Source organism: Paenibacillus sp. FSL L8-0638 (genome assembly GCF_038593075.1).
Lineage (GTDB): Bacteria > Bacillota > Bacilli > Paenibacillales > Paenibacillaceae > Paenibacillus > Paenibacillus polymyxa_D.
In genome coordinates this window covers 2,674,378-2,690,719 of record NZ_CP151960.1, presented here as the reverse complement: position 1 = coordinate 2,690,719, position 16,342 = coordinate 2,674,378, and the positions used below count along the sequence as shown (strand labels likewise).

Here is a 16,342-nt window from a genome sequence, read left to right as displayed (position 1 = left end):
GCTATGCAAATTCTACCGTACGGTTATTCGCTTCATCACCTATCGTGTGAATGAATAGCCATGCGCTTGTCGTATGTCTCTTGTACATACCTTCAAGGTTACACCCTGAAAACTGGATCCGAAACTCATTTGCGTTTTATCTTTAGGATAAGCCCTCGACCGATTAGTATTGGTCAGCTCCATGCATTACTGCACTTCCACCCCCAACCTATCTACCTCGTCGTCTTCAAGGGGTCTTACTTACTGGGAAATCTCATCTTGAGGGGGGCTTCACGCTTAGATGCTTTCAGCGCTTATCCCTTCCGTACATAGCTACCCAGCGGTGCTCCTGGCGGAACAACTGGTACACCAGCGGTACGTCCATCCCGGTCCTCTCGTACTAAGGACAGCTCCTCTCAAATTTCCTACGCCCACGACAGATAGGGACCGAACTGTCTCACGACGTTCTGAACCCAGCTCGCGTACCGCTTTAATGGGCGAACAGCCCAACCCTTGGGACCTACTTCAGCCCCAGGATGCGATGAGCCGACATCGAGGTGCCAAACCTCCCCGTCGATGTGGACTCTTGGGGGAGATAAGCCTGTTATCCCCAGGGTAGCTTTTATCCGTTGAGCGATGGCCCTTCCATGCGGTACCACCGGATCACTAAGCCCGACTTTCGTCCCTGCTCGACTTGTAGGTCTCGCAGTCAAGCTCCCTTCTGCCTTTGCACTCTTCGAATGATTTCCAACCATTCTGAGGGAACCTTGGGGCGCCTCCGTTACTCTTTAGGAGGCGACCGCCCCAGTCAAACTGCCCACCTGACACTGTCCTCGCACCGGTTCACGGTACCAAGTTAGAACCTAGATACGATCAGGGTGGTATCCCAAGGATGCCTCCCTTCAAGCTGGCGCTCAAAGTTCTACGGCTCCCACCTATCCTGTACAGATCGTACCCAAATTCAATATCAAGCTGCAGTAAAGCTCCATGGGGTCTTTCCGTCTTGTCGCGGGTAACCTGCATCTTCACAGGTATTAAAATTTCACCGGATCTCTCGTTGAGACAGCGCCCAAGTCGTTACGCCATTCGTGCGGGTCAGAATTTACCTGACAAGGAATTTCGCTACCTTAGGACCGTTATAGTTACGGCCGCCGTTTACTGGGGCTTCGGTTCATAGCTTCGCCCCGAAGGGCTTACCACTCCCCTTAACCTTCCAGCACCGGGCAGGCGTCAGCCCGTATACTTCGCCTTGCGGCTTCGCACAGACCTGTGTTTTTGCTAAACAGTCGCTTGGGCCTTTTCACTGCGGCCCCCTCGGGCTATTCACCCTACCGAGGCACCCCTTCTCCCGAAGTTACGGGGTCATTTTGCCGAGTTCCTTAACGAGAGTTCTTCCGCGCGCCTTAGAATTCTCTTCTCGCCTACCTGTGTCGGTTTGCGGTACGGGCACCTTCTCCTGGCTAGAGGCTTTTCTTGGCAGTCTGAGATCATGACCTTCGCTACTACAATTTTCGCTCCCCATCACAGCCCAGCCTTAACGATGTGCGGATTTGCCTACACACCAGCCTCACTGCTTAGACGGACATCCATCCGTCCGCGTCACTACCCTACTGCGTCACCCCATCGCTCATAACGGATTACGGTGGTACAGGAATTTCGACCTGTTGTCCTTCGACTACGCCTATCGGCCTCGCCTTAGGTCCCGACTTACCCTGAGCGGACGAACCTTCCTCAGGAACCCTTAGGCTTTCGGCGGATCTGATTCTCACAGATCTTTTCGTTACTCATACCGGCATTCTCACTTGAATGCAGTCCAGCGCTCCTTACGGTACACCTTCAACCCGCATTCAACGCTCCCCTACCCCTGATGCAATGCATCAAGCCATAGCTTCGGTGGTGTGTTTAGCCCCGTTACATTTTCGGCGCAGAGTCACTCGACCAGTGAGCTATTACGCACTCTTTCAATGGTGGCTGCTTCTAAGCCAACATCCTGGTTGTCTGTGCAACTCCACATCCTTTCCCACTTAACACACACTTGGGGACCTTAGCTGATGGTCTGGGCTGTTTCCCTTTCGACAATGGATCTTAGCACTCACTGTCTGACTCCCGGAACTAAATCTATGGCATTCGGAGTTTGACTGAGCTTGGTAACCCTTGCGGGCCCCGCACCCAATCAGTGCTCTACCTCCACGATTCTTCTTTCCGAGGCTAGCCCTAAAGCTATTTCGGGGAGAACCAGCTATCTCCGGGTTCGATTGGAATTTCTCCGCTACCCCCACCTCATCCCCGCATTTTTCAACATGCGTGGGTTCGGGCCTCCAGTGCGTGTTACCGCACCTTCACCCTGGACAGGGGTAGATCACCCGGTTTCGGGTCTACGTCCACGTACTCATTCGCCCTATTCAGACTCGCTTTCGCTGCGGCTTCAGCTCTTCACCTTAACCTTGCACGGGAACGTAACTCGCCGGTTCATTCTACAAAAGGCACGCCATCACCCGTGATTTTTCCAAAGGAAAATATCATAGGGCTCTGACTTCTTGTAAGCACACGGTTTCAGGATCTATTTCACTCCCCTTCCGGGGTGCTTTTCACCTTTCCCTCACGGTACTGCTTCACTATCGGTCGCCAGGGAGTATTTAGCCTTGGCAGATGGTCCTGCCGGATTCATACGGGGTTTCACGTGCCCCGCACTACTCGGGATCCGTCTCGGAGAGAACGGGTTTTGAACTACAGGGCTTTTACCTTCTCTGGCGGGCCTTTCCAGACCTCTTCGTCTAACCGGTTCCTTTGTAACTCCATGTGAGACGTCCCACAACCCCAAGGAGCAAGCTCCTTGGTTTGGGCTAATCCGCGTTCGCTCGCCGCTACTGACGGAATCACTATTGTTTTCTCTTCCTCAGGGTACTTAGATGTTTCAGTTCCCCTGGTCTGCCTCTCACTCACCTATGAATTCAGTGAGTAGTGACTGTCGATGAAGACAGCCGGGTTTCCCCATTCGGACATCCCCGGATCAAAGCTTGCTTACAGCTCCCCGAGGCCTTATCGTTGTTCGCCACGTCCTTCGTCGGCTCCTGGCGCCTAGGCATCCTCCGTGTGCTCTTTGTAGCTTAACCTAGACTTTTCTTTCTTGGAAAGAAAATGTCAATGTTCGATAAAAAATGATTTTTGCCAAAAGCAAAAGATCTTTCCTTACCTGCTACCCTTATTTCACTTGTTTACACAAGATCAGCTTAAAGGAATATTCTAAAACGCAATTTCGTTTCGGTATCCAGTTTTCAAGGTGCAATACAGTTTCATCGAAACTGTAGCCTGTGTGAATATCGGTCCATCTCAACCGAGTGGATAATATTCATGCAGTATGTTGAGAGTTTGAGCTCTCAAAACTGAGCAACGAGTGAGTAAGTTCAGGATATTCATTTCATTCACACGATTGTGATGAACCGAATTGAATATCCGGTCGCAGGTACATGTACCTGCTAATTTGAATGTTTCCATCGCAGGAAACGATTCTCCATAGAAAGGAGGTGATCCAGCCGCACCTTCCGATACGGCTACCTTGTTACGACTTCACCCCAATCATCTACCCCACCTTCGGCGGCTGGCTCCCTTGCGGGTTACCCCACCGACTTCGGGTGTTGTAAACTCTCGTGGTGTGACGGGCGGTGTGTACAAGACCCGGGAACGTATTCACCGCGGCATGCTGATCCGCGATTACTAGCAATTCCGACTTCATGTAGGCGAGTTGCAGCCTACAATCCGAACTGAGACCGGCTTTTCTAGGATTGGCTCCACCTCGCGGCTTCGCTTCCCGTTGTACCGGCCATTGTAGTACGTGTGTAGCCCAGGTCATAAGGGGCATGATGATTTGACGTCATCCCCACCTTCCTCCGGTTTGTCACCGGCAGTCTGCTTAGAGTGCCCAGCTTGACCTGCTGGCAACTAAGCATAAGGGTTGCGCTCGTTGCGGGACTTAACCCAACATCTCACGACACGAGCTGACGACAACCATGCACCACCTGTCTCCTCTGTCCCGAAGGAAAGGTCTATCTCTAGACCGGTCAGAGGGATGTCAAGACCTGGTAAGGTTCTTCGCGTTGCTTCGAATTAAACCACATACTCCACTGCTTGTGCGGGTCCCCGTCAATTCCTTTGAGTTTCAGTCTTGCGACCGTACTCCCCAGGCGGAATGCTTAATGTGTTAACTTCGGCACCAAGGGTATCGAAACCCCTAACACCTAGCATTCATCGTTTACGGCGTGGACTACCAGGGTATCTAATCCTGTTTGCTCCCCACGCTTTCGCGCCTCAGCGTCAGTTACAGCCCAGAGAGTCGCCTTCGCCACTGGTGTTCCTCCACATCTCTACGCATTTCACCGCTACACGTGGAATTCCACTCTCCTCTTCTGCACTCAAGCTCCCCAGTTTCCAGTGCGACCCGAAGTTGAGCCTCGGGATTAAACACCAGACTTAAAGAGCCGCCTGCGCGCGCTTTACGCCCAATAATTCCGGACAACGCTTGCCCCCTACGTATTACCGCGGCTGCTGGCACGTAGTTAGCCGGGGCTTTCTTCTCAGGTACCGTCACTCTTGTAGCAGTTACTCTACAAGACGTTCTTCCCTGGCAACAGAGCTTTACGATCCGAAAACCTTCATCACTCACGCGGCGTTGCTCCGTCAGGCTTTCGCCCATTGCGGAAGATTCCCTACTGCTGCCTCCCGTAGGAGTCTGGGCCGTGTCTCAGTCCCAGTGTGGCCGATCACCCTCTCAGGTCGGCTACGCATCGTCGCCTTGGTAGGCCTTTACCCCACCAACTAGCTAATGCGCCGCAGGCCCATCCACAAGTGACAGATTGCTCCGTCTTTCCTCCTTCGCCCATGCAGGAAAAGGATGTATCGGGTATTAGCTACCGTTTCCGGTAGTTATCCCTGTCTTGTGGGCAGGTTGCCTACGTGTTACTCACCCGTCCGCCGCTAGGTTGTGTAGAAGCAAGCTTCTAAACAACCCCGCTCGACTTGCATGTATTAGGCACGCCGCCAGCGTTCGTCCTGAGCCAGGATCAAACTCTCCATTAAAGACCAACCGAAGTTGGTTTATAGAAAGAGCGATATGCTCATGTTGAAACTGACGAGATAAAAAATATCTCTTGTTTGCTTCCATTTTATACAGCCTGGAAGGCATGTACCAAAATTTCAGCGTTGGATTTTGTGAACAAAATCCGTACTCACTCGTTGTTCAGTTTTCAAAGATCAATTTTCTCATTCGGCTTTTCTTGGGCCGGACAATTAATATATCATACTTTGGTGATTCATACTACTGGTAAATAATAACTCATGGACGATCTTTTGAATTTTTGAACCATTACATCACAGCCTATCTTACGGCTGGATAAATAATATATCATTTAGGTTTGCTGAATACTACATGTAAATTATACCGATTTATTCGTTCTTTTAGCTCCAGCCCATCCCACGTCTCGTCCATGATTTGAAGAATAAATCCCTGGGTATCAAACGAGCTATAAGCTGTTTATACTTCTTTCACCGAAAGAGCGAAGAAAATTCACTGTGTATATATTTTTTTAAAGGCTCAGCCATCTTGTATCTCCTTTGGTGTCCAAATGTAACGATAGTTTTACCTTTGTCTATGATAAAGCCTTATCATGGCGAGGCCAGACATACTAAAAATGCCAGGTTCTATGATGAGAACCTGGCATTGGCATGCATGGCTTATGAATTGTGGGAAGGGGCAACTCTTCCAATCTCTCCAGAAGGAATCTGATACTGGCGGATATCCTTAACCAGAAACATAATCAATCCGCATAGTACAGTAATCAGTCCACTGAAAAAAAGAACCTCACTCAGAGAAAACCGTAAAGCTAGCGCCCCTCCAATCAAGGCCCCTAATGGCAGAGCCGCATTCGACAAGGTGTTTAAAAAGGCTGTAACACGTCCCAGTAACGGCAGCGGTGTAATAATTTGAATCAAAGACGTTTGCAGCACATTGATGATGCCAGTAAAAATGCCTAATAACAGAGCTGCCAGCAGCTTCATCCACATCTCGGGCACAAGGGAAAAGACATAGATTGCCAGTCCCATGGCTACCCAGGAAACCGCGATGGTAATGCCGTTCTTTTTCAATACACTGACCAGAAAGGAACCGATGAAAATACCAATAAAGTAGGCTACATACAGCAAGCTGTAATAGATCGGCGAGCCATAGGATACTGCGATAGAAGGCATGGCAATGACCAAGATCGCCATCGAAAAGTTTGTCAGCGCAAAGAACGGAAGCATAATTCTCAGGAAGGTGTGCCGTTTTACAAAAAGATACCCTTCTCTCAATTCGTTTAAATAGTACACGAGCTTTAGCGAACTCCTTCCGTTCGTGTCTTCCACCGGAGGAGCATCAATTTGCTTGTTGAGCCTGACATATACAAAGCCTGCCAGAAACAGCATCGCGCCGGCTAGAAAAAACGTATTTTTCATCCCCATTGCGATGATGAGCGAGGCTCCAGCCAGATATCCGACAATATTGATAACCTGATCCGTCGACGAAATCATGGAATTCGCCCGGACAATCAAATCCGGCGAGCCTATCAATTGCGGCAGCATTTTACTATTGGCCGGATAAAACAGTGTGGAGAAGCAGGATGCAATGAATACAATAACAAGGATAGCGACCAGATTGACCATCCCGTCCTGAATGAGAAACGGGACGGCCAAAATTAGCACAGCCTGTGTAAACAAGGCGATACTGGCTAACAAAGGCGGTGAATAACGGTCCACCAAAGGACCCACGAGAAAGCTGAAAATCGACGCCGCAGATACGGCCGTATACGTGAAGCTGGTCATCGCCACCGACTGTGTCGATTGCTGAACAAAATACAGCAGGACGATAGAATAAATGCTGTCTGCGATATTGGCAAGAGTACGAGATGCAAAAAATCGGATAAAACGGCTATCCTTAAACAATGGATTCACATCTTCATCTCCTTACTGCAAAATGGTCAAAGCATTCAAGAGCCTGTCACTAGCAGTCTGGAAGATTTGATGGATATACTGGTCGTTCTCATGATATGGAATGGTAAGTGAGATTTTCAGAATATCCCCCACATGCTCTGACTCAAAGAAAATAACCTTGTTGACATTGGCCTTTGTGCCTTCGGTATGCAGATTGTCGAGCAATTCTGCATCCTCTCGTCCCTCACCCAAATAGTTGAATACGATAGGCAGCTGTTCAAGTCCTTTTATCAAAATGCTGCTAGATATCGGGTAAGCTTTCTCCATTTCAGCATTGAAGATCAGATTGAAAAAGTTCAAATGATAGCGTGAAGCAAAGCCCAGGTGGGTATGGATACTCTTTTCATAGGATTCAGTGTCATCTTCCTGCAGCACAACGGGTATATGATCAATACACTCGCCTACGGTTCCAAAATAGTTTCGGTCGCCATATTGTCTTCCATAATTAGTAATCCAAAGCGGAACATCAGAGAGTTGGAAATAGCTGCTAAAAAAACGTACAGCCATTTGAAGCGAAATATCCCACATATTCGCAGCGCCGTGCTGCTCTGAAATGTCGCTTAAATTCAGCTCCCAACGATATCTGGTAGTGTCCGCATAGTTGCGTTCTTCGGTCAGCACATGGATACGATCATTATTCTCACCAAACGTCTGGAGTTTGAATTGCTCGCTGATTTCCTGATCCCCGATTCCTTGAGGGCCTTGGCGAATATGGTTTACATATTCCCGGTATTGCACCTCTTCTGTCGCATGTGCCCTCTGCTGCGGACGATGATATTCATCAAGGAGTTGTCTGCGCAGGATGTCGCTGCTCGTAGCATCAAAAATGATGTGCGAGCAAGGGAGCAATAGCAGATGTTCCCGCAAATTTAAGCGAATCAGGACGATCCGGTACTGCAGCGACTGTGTAAGTTTATAAGGTTCTAAAAATAGGTTAGAAGCAATGGAAGAAAGAAGCCTGCGTTGTGCTTGTACCGGCTGACCGGAGAGATCAGCAGTCGGTAAAAAAAGATGCTCTGGAACTGGACGCAACTCCCATTCCCATGCTCCGGATGATTGAACAAGTACGCTTCTTAGCAATTCATGGCGTTCAATAAGCCGCTGAATCGTTACGGTCAAACGCTCGGTGTTCAAGTAGCTATCTAACTGCACAGCCATACCCGAGCCTGTAAAATGTTGCAAATGGTAATGCTGAGCTGGTGCAAGCGGATAGCGCCCAATAGCATTCAGACTTAGTATATTGGTATTCCACTCAGTATTTAACTCAGCAATGCTGGCAAGCCTTACATCGGCCTGTTGTTTAAGTAAGGTTTCTTGTTCTTCGTTTGTCGGTATAGCTCCGAGAATTCTATCTGGTTCGTCGGTTCCCCAGCGGACGATATAATGCGGGTGCAGGTCTGGATGGATATGAGATTGGATAAATTCTGAGATTGCCTGAACTTGTTCTACGTGAAAAGGCTCCACTTGCAGGAACAAATAGTTTTGCTTATCGGTGGAAACGGTCTGAAGAAAGACCTGTACACCAAACGCTTCTGTAATAGCCCGCTCAACCTCCTGAGCTTTCGCAATGAGCGTATCCGCGTTCACTCCGCCCTCTTCAACACGTTGTAAAAGATCAGACAAACTTCTTATCGTCTGATATTGAAGCAATTGATGTATATCCAGCGGAATGTTCGATTCCTGTACTTTCGATACCAGTTGAATGGCCTTCAATGAATGACCTCCAAGCTCGAAAAAGCCGTCGTCAATGCCGACCTTTTCAACGCCAAGCACCGCTTGCCACAGGTTCGCCAACTGTTGTTCCACTTCATTTCTTGGAGCAACGTATTCCATATCCGAACCGCTGGTCATTTCTGGCTCAGGCAATGCTTGGCGGTCGATTTTACCGTTCGTTGTCAGGGGAAACACCGGCAGGAACACATACTGGGCAGGAATCATATAATCCGGCAACTGGCCAGTCAAATGGGTCTTCATATCACTCTTGGATAGCGGTACGTCGGTTGAGATATAAGCACAGAGCGTTTTTTGACCATCCTTCGTGCCTTTTACCGCTACGTGCGCCTCCCGAACTGCATCATGTTTCATGAGCTGGGTTTCAATTTCGCCGGGTTCAATACGATATCCGCGGATTTTAACCTGCTGGTCTATCCGTCCGAGATACTCCAGATTGCCGTCCGGTAGCCATCTGCCCAAATCACCTGTCCGATATATTTTTTCGCCCGGAATGAATGGATTAGGGACAAAATTTAGCTGGGTCAGATCATCCCTGTTTAGATAGCCGCGCGCCAGACCATCCCCACCAACACAAATTTCCCCTTGAGCACCAATAGGCAGCAGCCTGCTTGAAGAGTCCAAAATATAAACAGTTGAATTGCCAATTGGGCGACCAATAGGAATGCGGTTATATTCCTTATCAATCGGGAAATAAGTAGAGAATGTTGTGTTTTCTGTGGGGCCATAGGCGTTGATAACGTTCAGTCCCGGAGAATGTGCTCTAACCGTATTAATGATCCCAGGTAAAAGCACATCCCCGCCCACCAGCAAGTGCTTTAGCGAAGCAAAGAGATCTGGTTTATGCTGTGTGAGTTGGTTAAACAAGGGCGATGTCAGCCACATCGTTGTAATATGATATCGATCCAGCGCTTCACCAAGCTGAACAGCATCCAAGATTACGGATTCCGGTACAATGTACAAACGCAATCCGTTCAGCAATGCTCCCCAAATTTCAAAGGTACAGGCATCGAACACGAGCGCCCCGGTCAGCAAAATGCGTTCGTTCTCGGCAAATGGTACGTAATTGGTGTTCTTCACCAGCCGTATGACATTCCGATGTTCAATCATGACACCTTTGGGACGTCCAGTTGAGCCAGATGTATACATGACATAGGCCAGATCGTCTGCCGTTGTCGATTCGGAAAAAATGAAGTCCTCGGAGTCGTAGGAGCTGATGTCGGCCAGATCCAGAACCGTACCGGAAAAATCGAAAGTGTTCATCTGTTTACCCTTGTCAGATAGGGTTAACAGAATTTCGCTACCGCTATCCTGAAGCATAAACATAATCCGTTCCTGCGGATAAGAAGGCTCCAGTGGCAAGTAGGCTCCACCCGCCTTCAAAATACCAAGAATACCGATAATCATTTCTGGTGAACGTTCAGTCAAAATGCCTACGATGGTATCCGGCGCAACCCCCAGTTTTCGCAGCTTCGAGGCCAGTTGATTAGCTTTTTTATTTAATTCGCGGTAGGTTAGCTCACGATTTTCAAATACAATAGCTACTGCATCCGGTGTTTTCTCTGCCTGTTCTTCAAATCCGTGATGTATGGTGTGGTCCGATGGATACGGTCTCCGTGTATCGTTAAAATCAAATAAGAGCTGCTGTTTTTCCTCCGCTGTCAATAGATCAATCTCCGAAACCCGGATATTTGGGTTTTGAATAACTTGCTCCATCATTTGGATGAGGTGAGCAGCCAATTGTCTGATCGCATTTTTGTTATACGTCAGCGCGTTATAGCTAAATTTGATTTCCAGCTCGCGCCCAGGCATGACGATTACATTCAAATCATAATTCGTCTGTTCAATATCCTCTACTTCACCAACACGGAGTGCTTTGGTTTTTTTTTCTAATCCAGTAAGTTCTTCCGAAACGGGAAAGTTTTCAAAGGCGACAATATGCTGGATCAGGTTTTGTTTTAGTACACTATGGGCTTGAATATCAGCCAAGGAAAAATAGGAATACCGATTGGACTCCATTAAGGAATCCTGTATAGACGTAAGCAAGTCGGAAAACCGCAGTTCAGCGGAGCTTTTAATACGTACGGGTATGGTATTAATGAATAATCCGACCATATTTTCAATACCGGGGATTTCATCAGGTCTGCCCGACACAACAGACCCGAAAATGACGTCCTTACTGTTGTTGTACGTTTGTAGTAATAAGCCCCAAACGGTTTGAAATAAGGTGCTGACGGTGACACGGTTTTGCTTGGCGATTTCTTCCATGCCTTGGGTCAGCTGCTCTCCCCATGTGCATATGAGTTGCTCTACCTGAAATGAAGGATCGACGGATTGAGTATAGCCGGGCACGACAGTTTCATTTTCAAAATCAGCCACATATTGTTTCCAGTATGCTGCTGCTTCCTCTTTATTTTGTCTTTCCAACCACTGAATAAAGCTGCTAAATGGCTGGACAGGCTCTAATTTTAAAGGAGTATCGTCCCGAAGCGATGTGTAAATATCAAAAAAATCTTTGGCTACCGCCCTCAGGCACCAGCCGTCCATAATAATATGATGAGAGATCCAGATGAGCTTTGAGGTGTCCTCATCCCACTGTACAAGCGCTAACCGGATGAGAACCTCCTTTTCCAGATCAAAACCTCTCTGCCGCTCTTCCTGTAAAATGGCTTGAAGTCGTCTGTGCTTTTCCGCATCCGGTAAACTACGCACATCTTCGGTATGGACAGGAGCAGCTAATCGTTCCTCCAGTACAACCTGAAGCGGACGATCCGCCTCCTTATACATGAATACCGTACGGAAAATATCATATCGGTCAATCAGCTTTTGTAAGCTTCGGCTGATTAGGTTGGTATCCATAGCTTCATGAATAGTAATAATCGTTTGTTCGAAATAAGCCTCTGACTCTTCATCAAGTATGGAATGAAATAGCATTCCCTCCTGCATCGGGGATAGCGGATAGAGGTCTTTAATTTTCACTTGGTGGTTTAACAGCTTATTTGACAAGCGATTTGCAATATTTTCAAACTGGTCCAGAGACAATTGCCCATATGTAAAATCCGTCGGGCTTTGTTCTGCTGTATCCTTGGCACAGCAATGGCGAATAAGTTCGATCAGATGATTCTTAAAGCTGGCTGTAAGTCGCTCCACCGTCGATGCTTCATATTCACGTGCGTTGTATTCGAATACAATGCGGAGTCTTTCGTCAGCCACCGCACCATGAATATCAAAGCTGGGCGCTTTTTTAGTCAGAGGGTTGATTTCAGTACCGGCAAACGTGGATAGTGGCGAGGTACGCCATGTCGTACCTTCTCTGGCTTCTCCGTCAAAGCTAAAGCTTATCTCAGGTGGCTTGGCAGAAAAAAAGGTTGCCCTATTCTGCTGCTCCCTGTCGGTCAAGTAGCGTAAAATGCCATAGCCGAAACCCTTGTTGGGTACGCGTCGCAAATTGTCCTTAACCAGCTTGATTTGATGGGCCAAATCTTCGGGTTTGCTCACATTTACCACAAACGGATACACGAACGTAAACCTGCCAACTGTACGGGATACGTCAATGTCTTTAATCAATTCCGTCCTGCTATGACTTTCCACCTGGACTACAATTTCAGCATGTCCGCTCCATTCCCGGTAAGCCAGTCCTAGCGCCGTCAGTAAAATATCATTTGTTTCTGTATTGTAAGCATGGTGCGCATGTTTTAGCAGGTTTTCGCTTTCTTCCCGGCTGAGTGTCACTTCAGATTTGCGCACGTCACGGATCAGGCTATCTGGAACCTCATGATCTTTTGGCAGCGGAAGTATTTCACGAGCTTCTACCGTATTCCAATAGCTGATTTCCTGACGCGCCAGTGCGCTTTGTGCATACTTGGACAGACGTGCTGCCCATTCTTTGTAGGAATCGGTCTTGGCGGGTAACTGTAGCTTTTCACCGTTAGCTAACTGTTGGTAGGTTGTTTCCAAGTCTTCCAGCAGGATTCTCCACGACACACTGTCTACGACAAGATGATGAATGACGATTAACAAATGATCGGATTCCTGTAGCCGTATTAAAGCCAAACGCACAAGCGGGCCGTTACGCAAATTAAAACTGCTTTGTAACGCGTCAGTGAGCTGCGCGATTTCTTCCTCAGGCTGGTCAGCATGTGAAAAATCGTAGCTTTCCAATGTAAAGTGTTCACCTTCGGCTGTGCCTCTGTTATAGGCGACAGGTTCTTTTTCACGTTCATCAAAGGTAATGCGCAAGGCATCATGGTGCGTGGTCAGCTTGTCCACGGCGCTTCGCAGCCAGGTTTCGTTCCATCTTTCGGGGTTCTGGAGCATGACAGCCTGACTGTAATGATGACGTTCTGTTCGATGATGCTCAAAAAATCCCCATTGGATCGGTGTCAACTCCACTGTACCTTGTACCGCCCCCTGCGGGATGGTCCGAATTACTTTTTTTATATAAGGAGCAATCAAATCAATCTGCGGATGGCGGAACAAATCCTTCATGTCCATTTTGAGGCCCTTCGCGTTTAATCGGGCTGCGATTTGCAACGCTTTGATCGAATCGCCACCAAGCTCGAAAAAGTTGTTGCGCAGACCAATCGGCTTAACGCCAATGACTTCCTCCCAGATGGAAGCGAGTGTTTGCTCCAGTTCGCTCTGCGGCGCTTCATACTCGACGTCGGTCAACACAAAATCTTCGGGTTCTGGAAGCGCACGTCGATCAATTTTACCGTTATGGGTCAAAGGTAATTGATCCAGCACGATAATATGTGCGGGCACCATATAGCTTGGCAACTGCTTGGCAAGCTCTGTCCGCAGAAGGGATTTGTCGGTTGTACCTGCTACGTAGGCGCACAAATACTTTTGTCCGGTTTTATCCGTTCTATCCGTGACCACCGCTTGGCGTACCTCATCCAATTGGAGTAAGGCCGACTCAATTTCACCAGGTTCGATCCGGTAGCCACGAATTTTCACCTGAAAGTCAATCCGACCGATGAAATCAATGTTGCCATCCGGCAGCCAGCGTGCCAGATCTCCGGTGCGGTACAGACGCTCTCCCTTTACAAAAGGATTCGGTACAAATTTCTCCGCCGTCAGGTCGGGACGGTTCAAATAACCGCGGGCCACAGAAGCGCCGCCCAAACACAACTCCCCGGCTACGCCGACAGGGAGCGGACGAAAAGCCTCATCCACGATATATACTTTATGATTCGGCAGTGCCTTTCCAATCGGGACGATACCTGATGGAGGCAAACGTTCAGCTGTTTCTTCATAAAAGCTGGAATCAATAGCCGCTTCGGTTACACCGTAGGTATTCATGATGCGCATCGTATCGCCGAAGCGATTCAAAAGCGTCCGATAGTTTTCAACGCCAAAGCTGTCCGCGCCTGTAGTAAGCAGCTTCATGGCGCTGACATCTGTATCGTGTTCATATACGTAGTCCATAAGCAGCGTCAACAAGGCTGGTGGAACTTCAAACGTCGTAATTTCGTGCTGTTCGAGAACCTGGGCCAAAGCTGGAGGATCGTTGCGCACATCCTGTGGGCAAATGACCATGGTGCCTCCGTTCACGAATGTCTTGGCCAGATCACCGGCAAAGACATCGAACGACATACTGGCAATCTGAAGGAGCTTGACGGGAAACTCTTTTAACTGGTGAGCATCTCTATAGCCCCACGCCGTATTTACGTAATGGCGATGCTCGATCATCACGCCTTTGGCGTTGCCCGTCGTTCCCGATGTGTAAATGACGTAGGCCAAAGCCTCGGGATCATGAATAGGTGCGTAGATAGGCGCTTGTTGATGGGAATGCTCTGCTTGTGAAGCCTGTTGAAGTAACGCTGGCAAGTCCAGCACTTCCCCCGCAAAATCCACATCGGCTAATAGTTCAGTCAAGGAAGACTGCGTGAGCATAATCGTAGCTCCGCTGTCCTGAAGCATGTAAGCAATTCTTTCTTTCGGGTAGGTCGGATCGACAGGTACGTAGGCAGCTCCCGCCTTCATAATCCCTAACACAGCGATAATCATGTCTGCTGAACGCTCAAGCATCACGGCGACGAGATGCTCACGCTTGCCCCCACGGTTTTGCAGTGCTTGAGCAAGCAGATTAGCCTTCTCATTCAGCTCATGATAGGTAAGTGCGGTGTCTTCGTAGATGACGGCGGTCTGTTCCGGGATACGTTCTGCCTGCGCCTCAAATATTCCATGAAACGTTCCAGCAGGATAGTCGGTAATCGGCCCGCTCCATACATTGGTGAGTTCCATCTCTTCTGTAGCGGTCAGCAGACGAATGTTCCGCAGCAGGAGTTCTGGTGTACGTGCAATTTGGACGAGTACATGCTCCAAATGCCCAGCTAATCGTGTCATCGCTTCATCGCTGTAGACATAGTTGTTGTAGGACAGCATAAAGCTCAACGCTTTTCCGTCCTCCACTTCGATGTTGAAGTGGTAAGGTGTTTCTTCGGACAGCTGAGCGTCCTCCACGACGAATCCAAGTCGTTCCTTCAGATCAGGCCGGCCAACCATATCCTGCAGCGGGTAGTTTTCAAATACAACAAAATGGTCCATGAGTTGCTGCTTGAGTGCTGACTGGGACTGTATTTCAGCGAGTGAAAAATAGTCATATGCCCGTGATTGAATCGCGCTGCGCTGCACTTCGCGAAGCAGACCTGAGAATGGCAGATCTGCATCCAATTTGATTCGTACCGGTATGGTGTTAATGAAAAGTCCCAACATCTGTTCAACACCTTCAAGCTCCGGCGGTCGACCGGAAACAACGGTGCCGAAGACGACGTCTTCACTTTGGTTGTATCCTCCAAGCACCACTCCCCATGCAGCCAGAAACAGACTGCTAAGGGTTGTTCCGTTGCGTTCAGCCACCGTCCGTAATTGACGGGTTGTTTCATCCGTAAGTGTTATTTTATGCTCATGCAGCAAGTACCCGGTATCTGGCTGGAGCGGATGGGCTACAGGTAGGGTAGGCAGCACAGCTGGCTGATCATAGTCGTTCAGGATGGACCGCCAGTATTCCTTCGCCGCCTCCTTATCCTGCTTATCCAGCCAGCGGGCATAGCCAGTATAGGGCTGCGGTGTCGGCAGTTGTACGGGCTTCCCCGCTTTCAGTGCTTCATAAGCCGCGAACAGCTCGTCCATAACGATGCCGAGGCACCAGCCGTCCATAATAATATGATGAAAGCTTAAAAGCAGCGTATATGCGTTCGTTTGGGTTTGAAGCACAGCCAGACGAATGAGCAAATCCTTGCTCAGATCGTAACGATGGTTTCGGTCTGCGTCTGCGTAGCTGCGAATGGCCTCTGCTTGCTCTGCCTCGGGAATATTCGTCAGATTCTCATAACGAAGCGTTGGATTTCGCTCCTTAAACACGATGAGCCGCGAACGGGAAGCACTTTTATGATAAATATTCGAACGAAGCGTTTCGTGACGCTGCACCAGAGTCTCGAAGCTCTTTTGCAGAGCCTCCAGGTTCAGTTCACCCCGGATGATCATTCGTACTTGCTCATAGTACGCCTGTGATTCCGGCTCCATCACTGTATGAAAGAGCATCCCCTCCTGCAAAGGCGTTAAATTGGCCACTTTTTCGATTTCAAGCCTTTTACTCATCGGATTT

The 16,342-nt window shown here is 48.7% G+C and carries 2 protein-coding genes and 2 rRNA genes; all 4 read right to left on the bottom strand.

Features of this window, described 5'->3' with window-relative positions:
* Nucleotides 1-143 precede the first annotated feature (143 nt).
* The 4 genes from MKY35_RS11975 to MKY35_RS11960 all read right to left on the bottom strand — a co-directional run bounded on the left by MKY35_RS11975 (nucleotide 144) and on the right by MKY35_RS11960 (nucleotide 16,335).
* Nucleotides 144-3,092, bottom strand: a 23S ribosomal RNA gene (locus tag MKY35_RS11975).
* A gap of 404 nt (nucleotides 3,093-3,496) precedes the next feature.
* Nucleotides 3,497-5,052: ribosomal RNA gene (locus MKY35_RS11970) — 16S ribosomal RNA — on the bottom strand.
* The 16S and 23S rRNA genes sit together here, the layout of an rRNA operon.
* Before the next feature lie 654 nt (nucleotides 5,053-5,706).
* Nucleotides 5,707-6,960 (bottom strand): MFS transporter, encoded by a 1,254-nt coding sequence (locus MKY35_RS11965; protein ID WP_342446478.1) that lies wholly within the window; start codon nucleotides 6,958-6,960, stop codon nucleotides 5,707-5,709.
* Nucleotides 6,961-6,972: 12 nt separating this feature from the next.
* Nucleotides 6,973-16,335: an amino acid adenylation domain-containing protein gene (locus MKY35_RS11960; RefSeq protein WP_342446477.1), complete on the bottom strand. Its 9,363-nt coding sequence runs from the start codon at nucleotides 16,333-16,335 to the stop codon at nucleotides 6,973-6,975.
* Nucleotides 16,336-16,342: the final 7 nt, after the last annotated feature.